This window comes from Escherichia sp. E3659, assembly GCF_005781135.1.
In the GTDB taxonomy this organism is placed as follows: domain Bacteria; phylum Pseudomonadota; class Gammaproteobacteria; order Enterobacterales; family Enterobacteriaceae; genus Escherichia.
Genome location: NZ_VATQ01000003.1, coordinates 49,435 through 64,898 on the forward strand (window position 1 = coordinate 49,435; position 15,464 = coordinate 64,898).

Here is a 15,464-nt window from a genome sequence, read left to right on the forward strand (position 1 = left end):
ATTGTGGTTATTTTTACCGAATGATAAGGCAGTCTTTTTTCCAGCAGAGACTGGATGAGTTATATCACGTTGTCATTCGGTATTAGCTTAAGTATTTTTTGTTTAATTACGTGTGGTTGTTGTATGATTTTTAGGGGAACGTAGGCCACCAGTTATTCCAGTTGTGATAATGCTGGCAGCTTTCTAAGCTATTTTATTGATATGTTTAGATAAATGTACCTGGCATAAGGAAATCTGTGCAGGTACATTTATGGGGTTGATAATCTAAACAGTATTAATTATTAAATGTCAAAATGAATGCTTAATAAAGGTGCGTGCTGCTGCGCACCATAAACATCATTATCGCCCACATTCCCGGAGATAATATCTCGTGGCATGACGATTTTTACTGCATTAGAAGGATCAAACCAGACAATACGATGAATAAAGTCAGGTTCAACATGATATAAGCGCGCAATCAGCTCTGGAGTTAATTGCCCTGATGATTTAACTCGCTCATAGTTTTCTTTCGTTTTAAATAAAATATCTAAAACCAGTTCGTAGGGGCCGGCATTTTTCGAACGAATGACTTGCGCCAGTGAGACAATTGACTGTTTCATGCCTGAACTCCTTCTGGCGTCACCTGTTCAATATGGAAATCAAAGCGCAATGCGTCGTTGGCTTCAATCAGGTGATAGATAGAAAACTCGTATACGGGTCCGCTCTGGATATCAGAAGGGGAGAACGGGAACGCCAGGTTGCCCGCAGTGGCGATGCGATTTTCATAACCGTAGTGCAGCATAGTGGAGCGCACCAGTGAACAAACACTGTTGGCGATTTCTTGCGTCGGCGCGACCACATCCAGGACGATCCCCAGTTCATGTCCGGCAGTTTCCATGGGCTCGTGGTCGCCCATGACACCATTTTTACCGTACAGGTGGAATGTCATTCGAATGCTGTCATCGGTCAGCGACAGGTTGCGCGTTACGCTGGCTTTGACATCTTCAATGATTTTGTCGATCCCGGCGATCATTATTGGGTCGCGAGTGCCTGCGATGGTCAGGCAGCGGAAGCCCACCTGCCGCGCACCTTCCAGTTTCAGGGCATATGGCGTTTCTTCATGCTTAGAACCGCTGACATAAACTTCACCGTCGTTCACGGCTTTGAAGGTGCAGCCTTTCAGATTCAGAACACCACCTGGTCCCGGCAGGAAGTACGGGTCCGATTTCTCATACAGCGTATGCGCGGCTGCGGATGTTTCGGTGAATTTACGCTGCGGATTGAACGTCTTCAGCGTGAAGCCATTATCGTCGATGATGCCCATCGCACAGTCAGAGCCGGAGCCTGGCGTTGCGGCAATTGCTGCACATTCGAGAATTTTCCCACAGTGCAGCGCCAGCCCTTCGTCAAAGCCTTGCATGATGGGTAGCGCGGCAAAGCAGGCCGGATCATAAGCCCGGCCGCCCAGCACCACCTGTGCGCCTTCTTTCAGCGCCCGCTGGAAGGGCTCGATGCCCATTTGCGCGACGATATAGGTACTTTCGTCAATCGCGTCGTGCGTTAACGGCGGGACAAAATCCAGCGCCGTGATTTTGCCGTTATCCAGTGCCTGGTGGACGATGGCTTTGTCAACGTCCGCCGGGATCAGCGCCATCGAAAACGAAAGTTTTTCCTCTTGCGCAATCTCGTGAATAATTTGACGACACCACTCCAAATGCGGGGCTGCGCCAGAACCACCGGCCGTCCCGATCACCACTGGAATATTATTTTGCACGCCTGCGGTTATCATATAGCGCAGGTCGCGTTTAACTCCCGCGCGGTCGGTAAAGGGCTTACCCGCCCCCAGATAGTGCGGGCCAGGATCGGAAGAACCGGCATCAACGGCGATCAGATCGGGAGATTCCGCCATCGCTTTGCGGAAGCTCTCTTCAGGGAAGCCGTAACCGAGGATCGCAGTAGGTGATAAGACTTTAAAAGAACGAGCCATCTGTTAATCCTTAGCCAGCATCAGCGCGATAGTACGATTCATTTCGTTGAACACGATGTCGAGGCCTTCGTCAAACCCCATCCCCGGTTTTACCAGCATCCGCATGGGACGCGCGGCAAGAGCTACGTGGACACAAGTTCGGGCGCTGACATCGGTTTCGTTACAGGTGCCACCCTGATAAGCTTCCATTCCGTGGCTGTTGCAGTACAGAACCGCATCGACGATGTTGTGAATACTGCCCAGATCAGGCGTTTTGATTTGCACCATGTGGCAACTGGCTGCATCAGTGAAATCAACGATATCCTGGTAGGTGTTACACCATTCGTCGGCGACAATTTTCACGCCGGAACCGAGGCGCGTCAGCTCTTTGGTGATGGCAGTCAACAGGCGAATTTGGTCAGGTTTGTTACCGGCATCGACCGGACCTTCAATGTACAGCGGCAGACCTTGTGTTTCTTCTTCCAGGCTGGCGATGTATTGCGCGCAGCGAACAGGATCCATGTCGAAGATCAGACCGATGGTGCCGTATACATCGATGTGTAGGGTAGGGTGGTAGCGAGCGCTGGTACGTTTGCTCAGAATGCGATCTGACAGCCAGCGGATATATTCGCGCAGTTTTTCGCCCTTAAAGCCCAGCTTCTCTTCGACGTTATTAATCAGTGCATGGGGCAGTACGTCGATCCCTTTAAGGATCATCTTATCGACGGCGATATACCGATCGTCGCCGCTCTGGCCAAATAAAGGAATGGATTTTGCCACGCGCGGTAACTGCCATTCATCGCAAACTACTTCAGTTTTCAGACGGCCCGTTGCCAGCGCGGTAGCGTCAAGCAGCGCCTGCGATAATCCATAGCGCACGGCGGTATGCAGCAAGTTGCCGTCAATACGCAGCTTGTCGAAAAAACGGGCGTTCGGCACAAACGCATCCACATCGCGGCCTTCCAGTAACGGTTTGATATGGTCATTAAGGAACGGAATAAAATGCTCGGCGAGGAACAGCGGATCGCGACCGCCTGCCCCGGAGTACTGTACCGCAGCACAGTCACCAACCGCGACCGCGCCATTTTCCAGAATCAACTGAACTGAAACGCACTCCCCAGCCTGACGTACTGCGCTAAAACCAGACGTAACCGGCTCCCCGGTATAAAAAAATCCGTCGTGGCCCGCTCCGTTTTTTATCGCCTGCTGGTCATCGAAATAGAATGAGGAGTAGCCAGCGGTGAACAGGGCCTGTTTTATTTTCATTATGGTCTTCCTATTAATTTACTGTGGGATACAGCATTGATGTCATCAACAACCATCTGGAATGTCGGTTGGCGTCCTTCAAAGCGTGCGCGTTCAGCAACGTAATCGTGGTGAAGGTCGAGAATGTCTTTTGGCAACGGAACGGCGCCTGCTTCCAGCACGCGTATCGCGCCGGTATTGTCGCGAACCGGAAGAATTTTGCCCGCGTTGCAGGCGGCTGGCGCAAACGGCACATCCAGTACGCCCGCTTCAAATGCCAGCACCGTACCGCGCGCGATATCCCCATTCCCCAGTTCGAACACTTTATTCAGCACGGCGCGAACTTCACTCTTAATCAGCTCAACTTCCAGTTCCACCGCAGGACACTGTGGGAATTTCTGATCGCTAACCATATTGAGCATTTGGCGGGAGGCTTTCAGTCCCTGCACGTTGGCGGCAGCGGTAGGGATGCCCCAGGCTTCATGCGGACTCTTGGTGATTACTTTGGTTGCGCCCGACATTCCGGCAACCGCCGCGCCCCAGGAGATAATCGCGAACGCTTTTGACTCGTCTTCCGGAAAACCGCCCATCCACTGGTGGAACACCGTACTTAATTCGTACTCTGCATAGCCATGATTCTGGAAGTATTCGTGAGCGAGTTCCCGCAGAGACTGGATCGCCGCAATATCTTGCGTCAGGCTTCCGACCTGACCATAACCGACGGTGATAGATTTCACGCCCTGTTCCAGTGCCAGCAAGCCTTCGATTATCGCAATAGAGTGCGAGATAAACGGTGGAATCAAGGTACCTGTAAGCGGGCCAAACGGTTCGCGGTTGATGCGAATGCCGTGCTCTTCATACAGCCCCATTAAACGGTCGCAGTACTGCCAGTCGCGGATCGATTTTTCCAGCGTTACGCGTTTGGCATACGGAATATTGTAGGAAATGCCGCCGCCTTCATAGCTGGTGAAGCCGCTGGCCATTGAGATTTCAGCCAGCAGCCGCGCATCTGGTGTGCCATGGCGGATCTGTAGCGGTTTTTGCAAGGTTTCGGTCAGACGACGGCATGCGGCGACGCCGTGGTTAACCACCGGTAAACCGTTCAGTTTAGAGGTTCCGGCTTCGATGGATTTTTTAATCCCTACCGCGGCTTCTTCGTAACGATTCAGACGGGTATAGGCATCGATGGTGCTCGGCAGCAAATCGCACTCATCTTGCAGTGTTTTCAGTAGTTCGATGTGCTCGTCCATCAACGCCACGCCTGCGCGCGGTTGGCTAAGCGTTTTACCTTCCAGGTCTGCTTTCAGTAGGGCAAGGGAGAAGCGTTTGTGATCAGGAATAGTTTGTTGATATTTAACGCCATCTTCGAAGTTTTCAACATCCTTGCCGGTTTCCCAGGTTTTCAGTACCTGTTGCCGCTCGGTCATGAATTCGTCATGGGTTAATTTCTTATTTCGAAGTTCCATTGATTGCTACCTTAATTGTTATAGGGTTAAGCATTGAATACTGGTACGCGCGGCGGCCTGCGGATCGACTCTGGCGACGTTTGCCAGCAGTGGAAATAGCCCCCGTGAATCGCGGTAATATTCAAATTCGGTCGGTAAGAGAATGCGTTTGCCGTCGTCGTTTAACTCGCGGTATTTCAACCAACGATGAATATCAAACTGGCTCGCGCGCGACAGCCATCCACCGGAACCAACGACTTTGCGCACGGTGGTCAGGTCGCGTCCCATCTGTAAATCGACATTGCCGACGCAGGTGCAGACCTCTTTTTTGGTGCCGGCATGACGTTCAGTGGCGTAACCTACGCACAGCCCGGCCAGCACAGTATCGAAATATTTTTCTTCTGCGGTAGTGGGTAAATGGTCGGGATGTGCAACCAAATGACGGAGATAATGATAAAAAGCGTCCTGCTGCGTGGGGTGCTGAGAAAAGATCACATTAACTAAGTCTTTTGCGCTTTCACCAACCACCATTGCTGAGACGCGCATTCCCAGATCGCCTTCAACGGTCCGTTTTACGAAGGGTTCCGGTACGCCGTGTAAAACGGTGTCGGGTGAGAGATTATTGGCACAGGCAGAATACATATCGGTGGTTGCGCCGCCCATGTCGATCAGCATGAACTCTTTCCAACTGCTATCGACATTACTGATTGCCTTAACCAGTTCAAAAACCGTCCACGGCGTTGGCATCGGCTCTTCGCCCGTTTCATCAACAATGACATCCAGCCCTTTCCCTTTAACAATGCGTTTGAGGAAAATGTCGCAGATGGCCTGTCGCGCGGCGAAAGGGGAGGGATTTTCAAGGTCAGGCAGGACGTTATCGACGATAGTCAGATCTTTATGCCCGAGGATGTCTTGTATATTGTCCTGAATGTCCCTGTTTCCGGCATAAATAATGGCGCACTCGAGTTTTGATTCCGCCAGCACACGGGCGTTATTTAGCCCGTAACTCTCTTCTCCGCCGTCGGTGCCGCCCGTGAACAAGAGGATATCGGGTGGTGACTCTTCCAGCGCCTGAATATCACGGCGGTTCAGCTTGTAGGCGTAATGTTGTGCAATTTTAGCGCCAGCAGAGTGAGCGGTTACTTTCGCGGATTCCAGGGTAATAGAAGGCACTAATCCCATTGCGGCAACCGCCAGTCCACCTTTGGCTGAAGAGGAGTACTTCAATGCGACTTCGCCGCTTTTTAACAGGGGGAGGGCGTTATCTACGTTTAACACCTGATTCAGGCTTGAGAAAAAACCATCGGCCAGATGATGCGTGGTGGTTGGGGTCAGAACGTGGTTAACCAGCGTTAACGCGTCCCCCTCCCGGGTAAAGAGGGCAGCTTTGGTCCACGTCGATCCAATATCGACAGAGACGATTTGCATCAGATGGCCTCTTCGAAAATACGTGTTTCAACACCATGACGCTGGTTGATATCGTTGGCCATCAGCTGGCAGACATCTTCTAAGTCATGGCTGGGGGCGAAGACGCGGTCAAAACCCATCTCTTTGAATTTGATTTGCACGTCAGCGAAGTCATGTTTACCCACCACCAGGTTACCGCCTACATAGAGCAGAATGTCGCCCAGCCCACGTTCGATGCAGCGTTCACGCATACCCAGACAGTCGATATCCCCATGCCCATAGATAGAGGAAACCACTATCGCGTCAGCGCCAGTTTCAATGGCAGCATCAATATATTCATCCTGGCTGACCATTACGCCCAGGTTAATGACTCTGAAGTCATGAGAAGTAAAAACGCGATCCAGAACTTTATTGCCAACTGCATGGCAGTCGGCACCAATAACGCCAAGCACTAGTGTTGCTTTCTTCATGGGTAATCCTTTGTAAGACAGAGAGTAAAATAAGTTACACACGTCGTATTTATGGCCGTTTCTGTGGCACATGATTAATAACACTGGAGTGTCTGTGTCCTGTCGTCAGGTTGCAATTGATCTATTTTCAAAATATCTTTCGAAAAATGCTTGTTTATGTGGTTGCATTAAATATGACGGTTATTTCAATAGGTTACGTATATGGTTGTTATTGATTTTAATTTTTCAAATTATATTGATTTAATGTATTGATATATTTGTGATCAACATCTGATTTGCATTTTTTTTAAGAGGGGCTGGTTATAAAAGTAGTTCATAAAGTTTGGTGCGCATTATTAATGCAATTTACTGCCGTCTTAACATGAAATTGTAACGGTAATGTTTAAAGTAACAAATGGTTAATAACTCATTTGGGGGGTGCTATTTATTGGGCCTAATTAATCACTTCTACTCAAATGATTATTCTTGAGCAGTGGAACGTATTACTTAGAGTGGGCGGATGTTCAATAACGTCCAGATATAATACCGTTTCATTGTCTCGTCTTGCTGCTGGGGTAATAAAGATAATTTACATATACCAACACAGGATAAACTTAGTTATTGAATCTCATGTTGTTTGATGTTGGCTCACTGAGCCGTTCATTGAATATAAAAAGGGGAAAAATACTTATATCAGATGCAATTTAGCTTAAAAGCTCTCTTTCCCTTCCTCCTGCATTCTACAAATCCATCCTTCAACGTGATTATTAGCAAAGCAACAATAACATTCCGGGGTGAAGATGGGTGCTCATAAAGACAACAATCAATTAACTTTGATAAAAATATGTTATGTAAAATGACAACAAATTGGCTAATCTAATCAATTAGTCTTATAAAAAGTGGGTAAGGCGGTTCTGTTAAATAAAATACTGGTTTTTTATCTATGTATTTCCATAGTGGTAATTTTACTGTGCTATTTAGTTACAATAAATTAACAATAAAATTACCAATGATCCATGGATTATACATGATTAACATATCTGGTTGATTTTGATATAAATCAATTTTTAATTCTTGAAAAAAATCTGCAAAACGCGATAAATTGTCGTAGATCAAATTGGTGGGATAGTGACAATTTCACTATAAATTGATCACTGTCGAAAAATGCAAATTTGCTCAATAAAAACCTGTTTATTGTAAGGATTTTGCGGCGTAATATAATTACGGGATCAATTTGGTTTATTCATTAACATATTTGTAACTTTTTTATCATTGTCTTTCCTCTTTTGATGAAATGGCAACGATAGGGGCGAGCAAATAATTTTGTATTGGGGCATGCGTGTGACCCTTTCTAACGGGGTTCACTCTCGGAGTCTTCATGCGATGAGCAAGGAGTCATGATGTTAGATATAGTCGAACTGTCGCGCTTACAGTTTGCCTTGACCGCGATGTACCACTTCCTTTTTGTGCCGCTGACGCTCGGTATGGCGTTCCTGCTGGCCATTATGGAAACGGTCTACGTCCTTTCCGGCAAACAGATTTATAAAGATATGACCAAGTTCTGGGGCAAGTTGTTTGGTATCAACTTTGCTCTAGGTGTGGCAACCGGTCTGACCATGGAGTTCCAGTTCGGGACTAACTGGTCTTACTATTCCCACTATGTAGGGGATATCTTCGGTGCTCCGCTGGCAATCGAAGGTCTGATGGCCTTCTTCCTCGAATCCACCTTTGTAGGTCTGTTCTTCTTCGGTTGGGATCGTCTGGGTAAAGTTCAGCATATGTGTGTCACCTGGCTGGTGGCGCTCGGTTCAAACCTGTCCGCACTGTGGATTCTGGTTGCGAACGGCTGGATGCAAAACCCAATCGCGTCCGATTTCAATTTCGAAACCATGCGTATGGAGATGGTGAGCTTCTCCGAACTGGTGCTTAACCCGGTTGCTCAGGTGAAATTCGTTCACACTGTAGCCTCTGGTTATGTGACTGGCGCGATGTTCATCCTCGGTATCAGCGCATGGTATATGCTGAAAGGCCGTGACTTCGCCTTCGCTAAACGCTCCTTTGCTATCGCTGCAAGCTTCGGTATGGCTGCCGTTCTGTCTGTTATTGTTCTGGGTGATGAATCCGGTTACGAAATGGGCGACGTGCAGAAAACCAAACTGGCTGCAATTGAAGCCGAGTGGGAAACGCAACCTGCGCCTGCTGCCTTTACTCTGTTCGGTATTCCTGATCAGGATGAGCAGACGAACAAATTTGCGATCCAGATCCCTTACGCGCTGGGCATCATTGCAACGCGTTCCGTGGATACGCCAGTGATCGGCCTGAAAGAGCTGATGGTTCAGCATGAAGAACGCATCCGTAACGGGATGAAAGCGTACTCTCTGCTCGAACAACTGCGTTCTGGTTCTACCGACCAGGCGGTTCGTGACCAGTTCAATAGCATGAAGAAAGACCTCGGTTACGGTCTGCTGCTGAAACGCTATACGCCAAACGTGGCGGATGCGACTGAAGCTCAGATTCAACAGGCAACCAAAGACTCCATTCCGCGTGTAGCGCCGCTGTACTTCGCGTTCCGCATCATGGTGGCGTGTGGCTTCCTGCTGCTGGCAATCATTGCGCTCTCCTTCTGGAGTGTCATCCGCAACCGCATTGGCGAGAAAAAATGGCTGCTGCGCGCCGCGCTGTACGGTATTCCGCTGCCGTGGATTGCTGTAGAAGCGGGCTGGTTCGTGGCTGAATATGGCCGCCAACCGTGGGCTATCGGTGAAGTGCTGCCGACAGCTGTGGCGAACTCGTCACTGACCGCAGGCGATCTCATCTTCTCGATGGTGCTGATTTGCGGCCTGTATACCCTGTTCCTGGTGGCAGAATTGTTCTTAATGTTCAAATTTGCACGCCTCGGCCCAAGCAGCCTGAAAACCGGTCGCTATCACTTTGAGCAGTCCTCCACGACTACTCAGCCGGCACGCTAAGACAGGAGTCGTCAAATGATCGATTATGAAGTATTGCGTTTTATCTGGTGGCTGCTGGTTGGCATTCTGCTGATTGGTTTTGCAGTCACTGACGGTTTCGACATGGGGGTGGGCATGCTCACCCGTTTCCTCGGTCGTAACGACACCGAGCGTCGAATTATGATTAACTCCATCGCACCACACTGGGACGGTAACCAGGTATGGCTGATCACCGCAGGCGGCGCACTGTTTGCTGCCTGGCCGATGGTCTATGCCGCTGCGTTCTCCGGCTTCTATGTGGCGATGATCCTCGTGCTGGCGTCTTTGTTCTTCCGTCCGGTCGGTTTTGACTACCGCTCCAAGATTGAAGAAACCCGCTGGCGTAACATGTGGGACTGGGGCATCTTCATTGGTAGCTTCGTTCCGCCGCTGGTGATTGGTGTAGCGTTCGGTAACCTGTTGCAGGGCGTACCGTTCAACGTTGATGAATATCTGCGTCTGTACTACACCGGTAACTTCTTCCAGCTGCTTAACCCGTTCGGCCTGCTGGCAGGCGTGGTGAGCGTAGGGATGATCATTACTCAGGGCGCGACCTACCTGCAAATGCGTACCGTGGGCGAGCTGCACCTGCGTACCCGTGCAACGGCTCAGGTGGCGGCTCTGGTGACACTGGTCTGCTTCGCACTGGCTGGCGTATGGGTGATGTACGGTATCGATGGTTATGTCGTGAAATCGACAATGGACCATTACGCTGCCTCTAACCCACTGAATAAAGAAGTGGTTCGTGAAGCTGGCGCATGGCTGGTTAACTTCAACAACACGCCGATTCTGTGGGCTATTCCGGCGCTGGGTGTGGTTCTGCCACTGCTGACCATCCTGACTGCACGTATGGATAAAGCCGCGTGGGCGTTTGTGTTCTCCTCCCTGACGCTGGCCTGCATCATCCTGACTGCCGGTATTGCAATGTTCCCGTTTGTGATGCCGTCCAGCACCATGATGAACGCAAGTCTGACAATGTGGGATGCAACTTCCAGCCAGCTGACGCTTAACGTCATGACCTGGGTTGCGGTGGTTCTGGTTCCGATCATTCTGCTCTACACCGCCTGGTGTTACTGGAAAATGTTCGGACGTATCACCAAAGAAGATATTGAACGTAACACCCACTCTCTGTACTAAGTAAGGAGCTAAAAATGTGGTATTTCGCATGGATTCTGGGAACGCTTCTTGCCTGTTCGTTTGGGGTAATCACCGCGCTGGCGCTTGAGCACGTCGAATCAGGTAAAGCCGGTCAAGAAGACAGCTGATGAGTAAGGTTATCGCAACTTTGTATGCGGTAATGGACAAGCGCCCCCTGCGGGCGCTTTCCTTCGTGATGGCGCTTCTGTTAGCAGGATGTATGTTTTGGGACCCATCACGTTTTGCCGCGAAGACCAGTGAACTGGAAATCTGGCATGGTTTATTGCTGATGTGGGCCGTCTGTGCTGGCGTAATTCACGGCGTGGGTTTTCGTCCGCAGAAGGTTCTTTGGCAAGGGATTTTTTGCCCACTGCTTGCCGATATCGTTCTCATTGTCGGGCTGATTTTCTTCTTCTTTTAAATCAGAATTCTCTTTAAAAATTTATGGACCTTCAACAGTCCATAAATTTTTACGCTCCCTTAACTTGCCCTCATTCCCAAACCTCAATCGCGCGCGTATAGTAGCAGCGTTTAAAAGTTCTAATTTTTGTTGCATTACCGGGATGTAAAGTGAATACAACGCTGTTTCGATGGCCGGTTCGCGTCTACTATGAAGATACCGATGCCGGTGGTGTGGTGTACCACGCCAGTTACATCGCTTTTTATGAAAGAGCACGCACAGAGATGCTGCGTCATCATCACTTCAGTCAACAGGCGCTGATGGCTGAACGCGTTGCCTTCGTGGTGCGTAAGATGACGGTGGAATATTACGCGCCTGCGCGGCTCGACGATATGCTCGAAATACAGACTGAAATAACATCAATGCGTGGCACCTCTTTGGTTTTCACGCAACGTATTGTCAACGCTGAGAATACTCTGCTGAATGAAGCCGAGGTTCTGATTGTTTGCGTTGACCCACTCAAAATGAAGCCTCGTGCGCTTCCCAAGTCTATTGTCGCGGAGTTTAAGCAGTGACTGACATGAATATCCTTGATTTGTTCCTGAAGGCGAGCCTTCTGGTTAAACTTATCATGTTGATTTTGATTGGTTTTTCAATCGCATCCTGGGCCATTATTATCCAGCGGACCCGCATTCTTAACGCCGCAGCTCGCGAAGCCGAAGCGTTTGAGGATAAATTCTGGTCTGGAATCGAACTTTCTCGCCTCTATCAGGAGAGCCAGGGAAAACGAGATAATCTCTCGGGGTCGGAACAAATCTTTTACAGTGGGTTCAAAGAATTTGTGCGCCTGCATCGTGCTAACAGCCATGCACCGGAAGCCGTAGTGGAAGGCGCGTCGCGCGCGATGCGTATTTCCATGAACCGTGAGCTGGAAAATCTGGAAACGCACATTCCGTTTCTCGGCACTGTGGGTTCCATCAGCCCGTATATCGGTCTGTTCGGTACAGTCTGGGGGATCATGCATGCCTTTATCGCTCTCGGCGCGGTGAAGCAGGCAACATTGCAAATGGTTGCGCCCGGTATCGCAGAAGCGTTGATTGCTACAGCAATCGGTCTGTTCGCCGCTATTCCGGCGGTTATGGCCTACAACCGCCTCAACCAGCGCGTAAACAAACTGGAACTGAATTACGACAACTTTATGGAAGAGTTTACCGCGATTCTGCACCGCCAGGCGTTTACCGTTAGCGAGAGCAACAAGGGGTAAGCCATGGCCAGAGCGCGTGGACGAGGTCGTCGCGATCTCAAGTCCGAAATCAACATTGTACCGTTGCTGGACGTACTGCTGGTGCTGTTGCTGATCTTTATGGCGACAGCGCCCATCATCACCCAGAGCGTGGAGGTCGATCTGCCAGACGCTACTGAATCACAGGCGGTGAGCAGTAACGATAATCCGCCTGTGATTGTTGAAGTGTCTGGTATTGGTCAGTACACCGTGGTGGTTGAGAAAGAGCGTCTGGAGCGTTTACCACCAGAGCAGGTGGTGGCGGAAGTATCCAGCCGTTTCAATGCCAACCCGAAAACGGTCTTTCTGATCGGTGGCGCAAAAGATGTGCCTTACGATGAAATAATTAAAGCGCTGAACTTGTTACACAGTGCGGGTGTGAAATCGGTTGGTTTAATGACGCAGCCTATTTAAGCATCTGCGTTTCCCTTGCTTTAAGAGAGCGGGTAACAGGCGAACAGTTTTTGGGAACCGAGAGTGTCAAAGGCAACCGAACAAAACGACAAGCTCAAACGGGCGATAATTATTTCAGCAGTGCTGCATGTCATCTTATTTGCAGCGCTGATCTGGAGTTCGTTCGATGAGAATATAGAAGCTTCAGCCGGAGGCGGCGGTGGTTCGTCCATCGACGCTGTAATGGTTGATTCAGGTGCGGTAGTTGAGCAGTACAAACGCATGCAAAGCCAGGAATCAAGCGCGAAGCGTTCTGAAGAGCAGCGCAAGATGAAGGAACAGCAGGCAGCTGAAGAACTGCGTGAGAAACAAGCGGCTGAACAGGAACGCCTGAAGCAGCTTGAGAAAGAACGGTTAGCTGCTCAGGAACAGAAGAAACAGGCTGAAGAAGCCGCTAAACAGGCCGAGTTAAAGCAGAAGCAAGCGGAAGAGGCAGCAGCGAAAGCGGCGGCAGATGCTAAAGCGAAGGCTGAAGCGGAAGCCAAAGCTGCCGAAGAAGCAGCGAAGAAAGCGGCTGCGGACGCGAAGAAAAAAGCAGAAGCAGAAGCCGCCAAAGCCGCAGCCGAAGCGCAGAAAAAAGCCGAGGCCGAAGCCGCCAAAGCTGCAGCGGCGCTGAAGAAGAAAGCGGAAGCGGCAGAAGCTGCTGCAGCTGAAGCAAGAAAGAAAGCGGCGACTGAAGCTGCTGAAAAAGCGAAGGCAGAAGCTGAGCAGAAAGCGGCTGCTGAAAAGGCGGCTGCAGATAAGAAAGCCGCCGCTGAAAAAGCCGCAGCCGACAAAAAAGCAGCAGAAAAAGCCGCAGAAAAAGCCGCCGCAGACAAAAAAGCCGCAGCGGCAAAAGCAGCAGCTGAAAAAGCGGCTGCAGCAAAAGCTGCCGCAGAGGCAGATGATATTTTCGGTGAGCTAAGCTCTGGTAAGAATGCACCGAAAACGGGGGGAGGGGCGAAAGGGAACAATGCTTCGCCTGCCGGGAGTGGTAATACTAAAAACAATGGCGCATCAGGCGCAGATATCAATAACTATGCCGGGCAGATTAAATCTGCTATCGAAAGTAAGTTCTATGATGCATCGTCCTATGCAGGTAAAACCTGTACGCTGCGCATAAAACTGGCACCGGATGGCATGTTACTGGATATCAAACCTGAAGGTGGCGATCCCGCTCTTTGTCAGGCTGCGTTGGCAGCAGCTAAACTTGCGAAGATCCCGAAACCACCAAGCCAGGCAGTATATGAAGTGTTCAAGAACGCACCATTGGACTTCAAACCGTAATCGCGATGTTGGTCGTCACGGCGGTCAACATCAGACATCGGTTGTCGCAGGGTTCTGGTAGTTTTGTGTATTTGAGTTTGTTAACATTCTGCTAAATTATCGTGGGCTATCTGTCCAGATAAGGGAGATATGATGAAGCAGGCATTACGAGTAGCATTTGGTTTTCTCATACTGTGGGCGTCAGTTCTGCATGCTGAAGTCCGCATTGTGATCGATAGTGGTGTAGATTCCGGTCGTCCTATTGGTGTTGTTCCATTCCAGTGGGCGGGTCCAGGTGCGGCACCTGAAGATATTGGTGGCATCGTTGCTGCTGACTTGCGTAACAGCGGTAAATTTAATCCGTTAGATCGCGCTCGTCTGCCTCAACAGCCAGGTAGCGCGCAGGAAGTTCAACCTGCTGCATGGTCTGCGCTGGGCATTGACGCTGTCGTTGTAGGTCAGGTCACTCCGAATCCGGACGGTTCTTACAATGTTGCTTATCAGCTGGTTGATACCGGCGGTGCACCGGGTACTGTGCTTGCTCAGAACTCATACAAAGTAAACAAACAATGGCTGCGTTACGCTGGCCATACCGCCAGTGATGAAGTGTTTGAAAAACTGACCGGCATTAAAGGTGCGTTCCGTACCCGTATTGCCTATGTTGTTCAGACCAATGGTGGCCAGTTCCCGTATGAGTTGCGCGTGTCTGACTATGATGGCTACAACCAGTTTGTGGTTCACCGTTCTCCGCAGCCGCTGATGTCTCCGGCGTGGTCACCGGACGGTTCTAAACTGGCATATGTTACCTTCGAAAGCGGTCGTTCCGCGCTGGTAATTCAGACGCTGGCTAACGGTGCAGTGCGTCAGGTTGCTTCCTTCCCGCGTCACAACGGTGCGCCTGCATTCTCGCCAGACGGCAGCAAACTGGCTTTTGCGCTGTCGAAAACTGGTAGCCTGAATCTGTACGTAATGGATTTAGCCTCTGGTCAAATCCGTCAGGTGACAGATGGTCGCAGCAACAACACCGAACCGACCTGGTTCCCGGACAGTCAAAACTTGGCATTTACTTCTGACCAGGCCGGTCGTCCGCAGGTTTATAAAGTGAATATCAACGGCGGTGCGCCGCAACGTATTACCTGGGAAGGTTCGCAGAACCAGGATGCGGATGTCAGCAGCGACGGTAAATTTATGGTAATGGTTAGCTCCAATGGTGGGCAGCAGCACATTGCCAAACAAGATCTGGTAACGGGAGGCGTACAAGTTCTGTCCTCAACGTTCCTGGATGAAACGCCAAGTCTGGCACCTAACGGCACTATGGTAATCTACAGCTCTTCTCAGGGGATGGGATCCGTGCTGAATTTGGTTTCTACAGATGGGCGTTTCAAAGCGCGTCTTCCGGCAACTGATGGACAGGTCAAATTTCCTGCCTGGTCGCCGTATCTGTGATAATAATTAATTGAATAGTAAAG

15 protein-coding genes are annotated in these 15,464 nt (G+C 50.0%); 9 read left to right on the plus strand and 6 right to left on the minus strand.

Going from position 1 to position 15,464, the window contains the following annotated elements; genetic code table 11:
* Positions 1-281: 281 nt before the first annotated feature.
* Genes FEK47_RS03435 through glmS form a run of 6 tightly spaced genes read right to left on the minus strand, consistent with a single transcriptional unit; the run spans position 282 to position 6,512 of the window.
* Positions 282-599, minus strand: coding sequence for a DUF4387 domain-containing protein (locus FEK47_RS03435; protein ID WP_130214960.1), 318 nt, complete (start codon positions 597-599; stop codon positions 282-284).
* Positions 596-1,966, minus strand: a complete 1,371-nt coding sequence (locus tag FEK47_RS03440; RefSeq protein WP_130222233.1) for an acyclic terpene utilization AtuA family protein — start codon at positions 1,964-1,966, stop codon at positions 596-598. Before FEK47_RS03440 ends, FEK47_RS03435 begins: the two co-directional genes overlap by 4 nt.
* 3 nt (positions 1,967-1,969) lie before the next feature.
* Positions 1,970-3,211 (minus strand): methylaspartate ammonia-lyase, encoded by a 1,242-nt coding sequence (locus FEK47_RS03445; RefSeq protein WP_130209898.1) that lies wholly within the window; start codon positions 3,209-3,211, stop codon positions 1,970-1,972.
* Positions 3,211-4,656 carry a methylaspartate mutase subunit E gene (locus tag FEK47_RS03450; RefSeq protein ID WP_135487436.1) on the minus strand — a complete coding sequence of 482 codons (1,446 nt, stop codon included), beginning with the start codon at positions 4,654-4,656 and terminating at the stop codon, positions 3,211-3,213. Before FEK47_RS03450 ends, FEK47_RS03445 begins: the two co-directional genes overlap by 1 nt.
* An 18-nt stretch (positions 4,657-4,674) precedes the next feature.
* Positions 4,675-6,063, minus strand: coding sequence for a methylaspartate mutase accessory protein GlmL (gene glmL, locus FEK47_RS03455; protein ID WP_135487435.1), 1,389 nt, complete (start codon positions 6,061-6,063; stop codon positions 4,675-4,677).
* Positions 6,063-6,512, minus strand: coding sequence for a methylaspartate mutase subunit S (gene glmS, locus FEK47_RS03460; RefSeq protein WP_130214952.1), 450 nt, complete (start codon positions 6,510-6,512; stop codon positions 6,063-6,065). Before glmS ends, glmL begins: the two co-directional genes overlap by 1 nt.
* A 1,379-nt stretch (positions 6,513-7,891) precedes the next feature.
* Between glmS and cydA the strand changes: the two genes are divergently transcribed.
* From cydA to tolB, 9 genes are all read left to right on the plus strand, one after another.
* Entirely contained in the window at positions 7,892-9,460 is a 1,569-nt protein-coding gene (cydA, locus tag FEK47_RS03465) for a cytochrome ubiquinol oxidase subunit I (protein ID WP_010331061.1), read from the plus strand.
* A gap of 15 nt (positions 9,461-9,475) precedes the next feature.
* Positions 9,476-10,615: a cytochrome d ubiquinol oxidase subunit II gene (gene cydB, locus FEK47_RS03470; RefSeq protein WP_000568264.1), complete on the plus strand. Its 1,140-nt coding sequence runs from the start codon at positions 9,476-9,478 to the stop codon at positions 10,613-10,615.
* Between the two features lie 14 nt (positions 10,616-10,629).
* Positions 10,630-10,743, plus strand: coding sequence for a cytochrome bd-I oxidase subunit CydX (cydX, locus tag FEK47_RS03475; protein WP_000270283.1), 114 nt, complete (start codon positions 10,630-10,632; stop codon positions 10,741-10,743).
* A complete protein-coding gene (gene ybgE / locus FEK47_RS03480; RefSeq protein WP_063096546.1) occupies positions 10,743-11,036 on the plus strand; it encodes a cyd operon protein YbgE in 294 nt (97 codons plus the stop codon). The genes cydX and ybgE overlap by 1 nt, the downstream gene beginning before the upstream one ends.
* Before the next feature lie 149 nt (positions 11,037-11,185).
* The gene (gene ybgC, locus FEK47_RS03485; protein ID WP_001098372.1) at positions 11,186-11,590 is read left to right on the plus strand and encodes a tol-pal system-associated acyl-CoA thioesterase; all 405 of its coding nucleotides are present in this window, start codon (positions 11,186-11,188) and stop codon (positions 11,588-11,590) included.
* The gene (gene tolQ / locus FEK47_RS03490) at positions 11,587-12,279 is read left to right on the plus strand and encodes a Tol-Pal system protein TolQ (protein WP_000131310.1); all 693 of its coding nucleotides are present in this window, start codon (positions 11,587-11,589) and stop codon (positions 12,277-12,279) included. Before ybgC ends, tolQ begins: the two co-directional genes overlap by 4 nt.
* Before the next feature lie 3 nt (positions 12,280-12,282).
* Positions 12,283-12,711 carry a colicin uptake protein TolR gene (gene tolR / locus FEK47_RS03495; protein ID WP_130214950.1) on the plus strand — a complete coding sequence of 143 codons (429 nt, stop codon included), beginning with the start codon at positions 12,283-12,285 and terminating at the stop codon, positions 12,709-12,711.
* A gap of 63 nt (positions 12,712-12,774) precedes the next feature.
* The gene (gene tolA, locus FEK47_RS03500) at positions 12,775-14,016 is read left to right on the plus strand and encodes a cell envelope integrity protein TolA (RefSeq protein WP_138183105.1); all 1,242 of its coding nucleotides are present in this window, start codon (positions 12,775-12,777) and stop codon (positions 14,014-14,016) included.
* A gap of 132 nt (positions 14,017-14,148) precedes the next feature.
* Complete coding sequence (tolB, locus tag FEK47_RS03505) at positions 14,149-15,441, plus strand: Tol-Pal system beta propeller repeat protein TolB (RefSeq protein ID WP_010352214.1); 1,293 nt, start codon at positions 14,149-14,151, stop codon at positions 15,439-15,441.
* Positions 15,442-15,464 lie beyond the last annotated feature (23 nt).

What these genes read in the sequence shown, in the direction of transcription:
- cydB (WP_000568264.1), top strand. Translation starts at nt 9,476, where the DNA reads ATGATCGATTATGAAGTATTGCGTTTTATCTGGTGGCTGCTGGTTGGC.
- tolB (WP_010352214.1), top strand. Translation starts at nt 14,149, where the DNA reads ATGAAGCAGGCATTACGAGTAGCATTTGGTTTTCTCATACTGTGGGCG.
- FEK47_RS03435 (WP_130214960.1), bottom strand. Translation starts at nt 599, where the DNA reads ATGAAACAGTCAATTGTCTCACTGGCGCAAGTCATTCGTTCGAAAAAT.
- cydA (WP_010331061.1), top strand. Translation starts at nt 7,892, where the DNA reads ATGTTAGATATAGTCGAACTGTCGCGCTTACAGTTTGCCTTGACCGCG.
- glmL (WP_135487435.1), bottom strand. Translation starts at nt 6,063, where the DNA reads ATGCAAATCGTCTCTGTCGATATTGGATCGACGTGGACCAAAGCTGCC.
- cydX (WP_000270283.1), top strand. Translation starts at nt 10,630, where the DNA reads ATGTGGTATTTCGCATGGATTCTGGGAACGCTTCTTGCCTGTTCGTTT.
- glmS (WP_130214952.1), bottom strand. Translation starts at nt 6,512, where the DNA reads ATGAAGAAAGCAACACTAGTGCTTGGCGTTATTGGTGCCGACTGCCAT.
- ybgE (WP_063096546.1), top strand. Translation starts at nt 10,743, where the DNA reads ATGAGTAAGGTTATCGCAACTTTGTATGCGGTAATGGACAAGCGCCCC.
- FEK47_RS03450 (WP_135487436.1), bottom strand. Translation starts at nt 4,656, where the DNA reads ATGGAACTTCGAAATAAGAAATTAACCCATGACGAATTCATGACCGAG.
- FEK47_RS03440 (WP_130222233.1), bottom strand. Translation starts at nt 1,966, where the DNA reads ATGGCTCGTTCTTTTAAAGTCTTATCACCTACTGCGATCCTCGGTTAC.
- tolR (WP_130214950.1), top strand. Translation starts at nt 12,283, where the DNA reads ATGGCCAGAGCGCGTGGACGAGGTCGTCGCGATCTCAAGTCCGAAATC.
- FEK47_RS03445 (WP_130209898.1), bottom strand. Translation starts at nt 3,211, where the DNA reads ATGAAAATAAAACAGGCCCTGTTCACCGCTGGCTACTCCTCATTCTAT.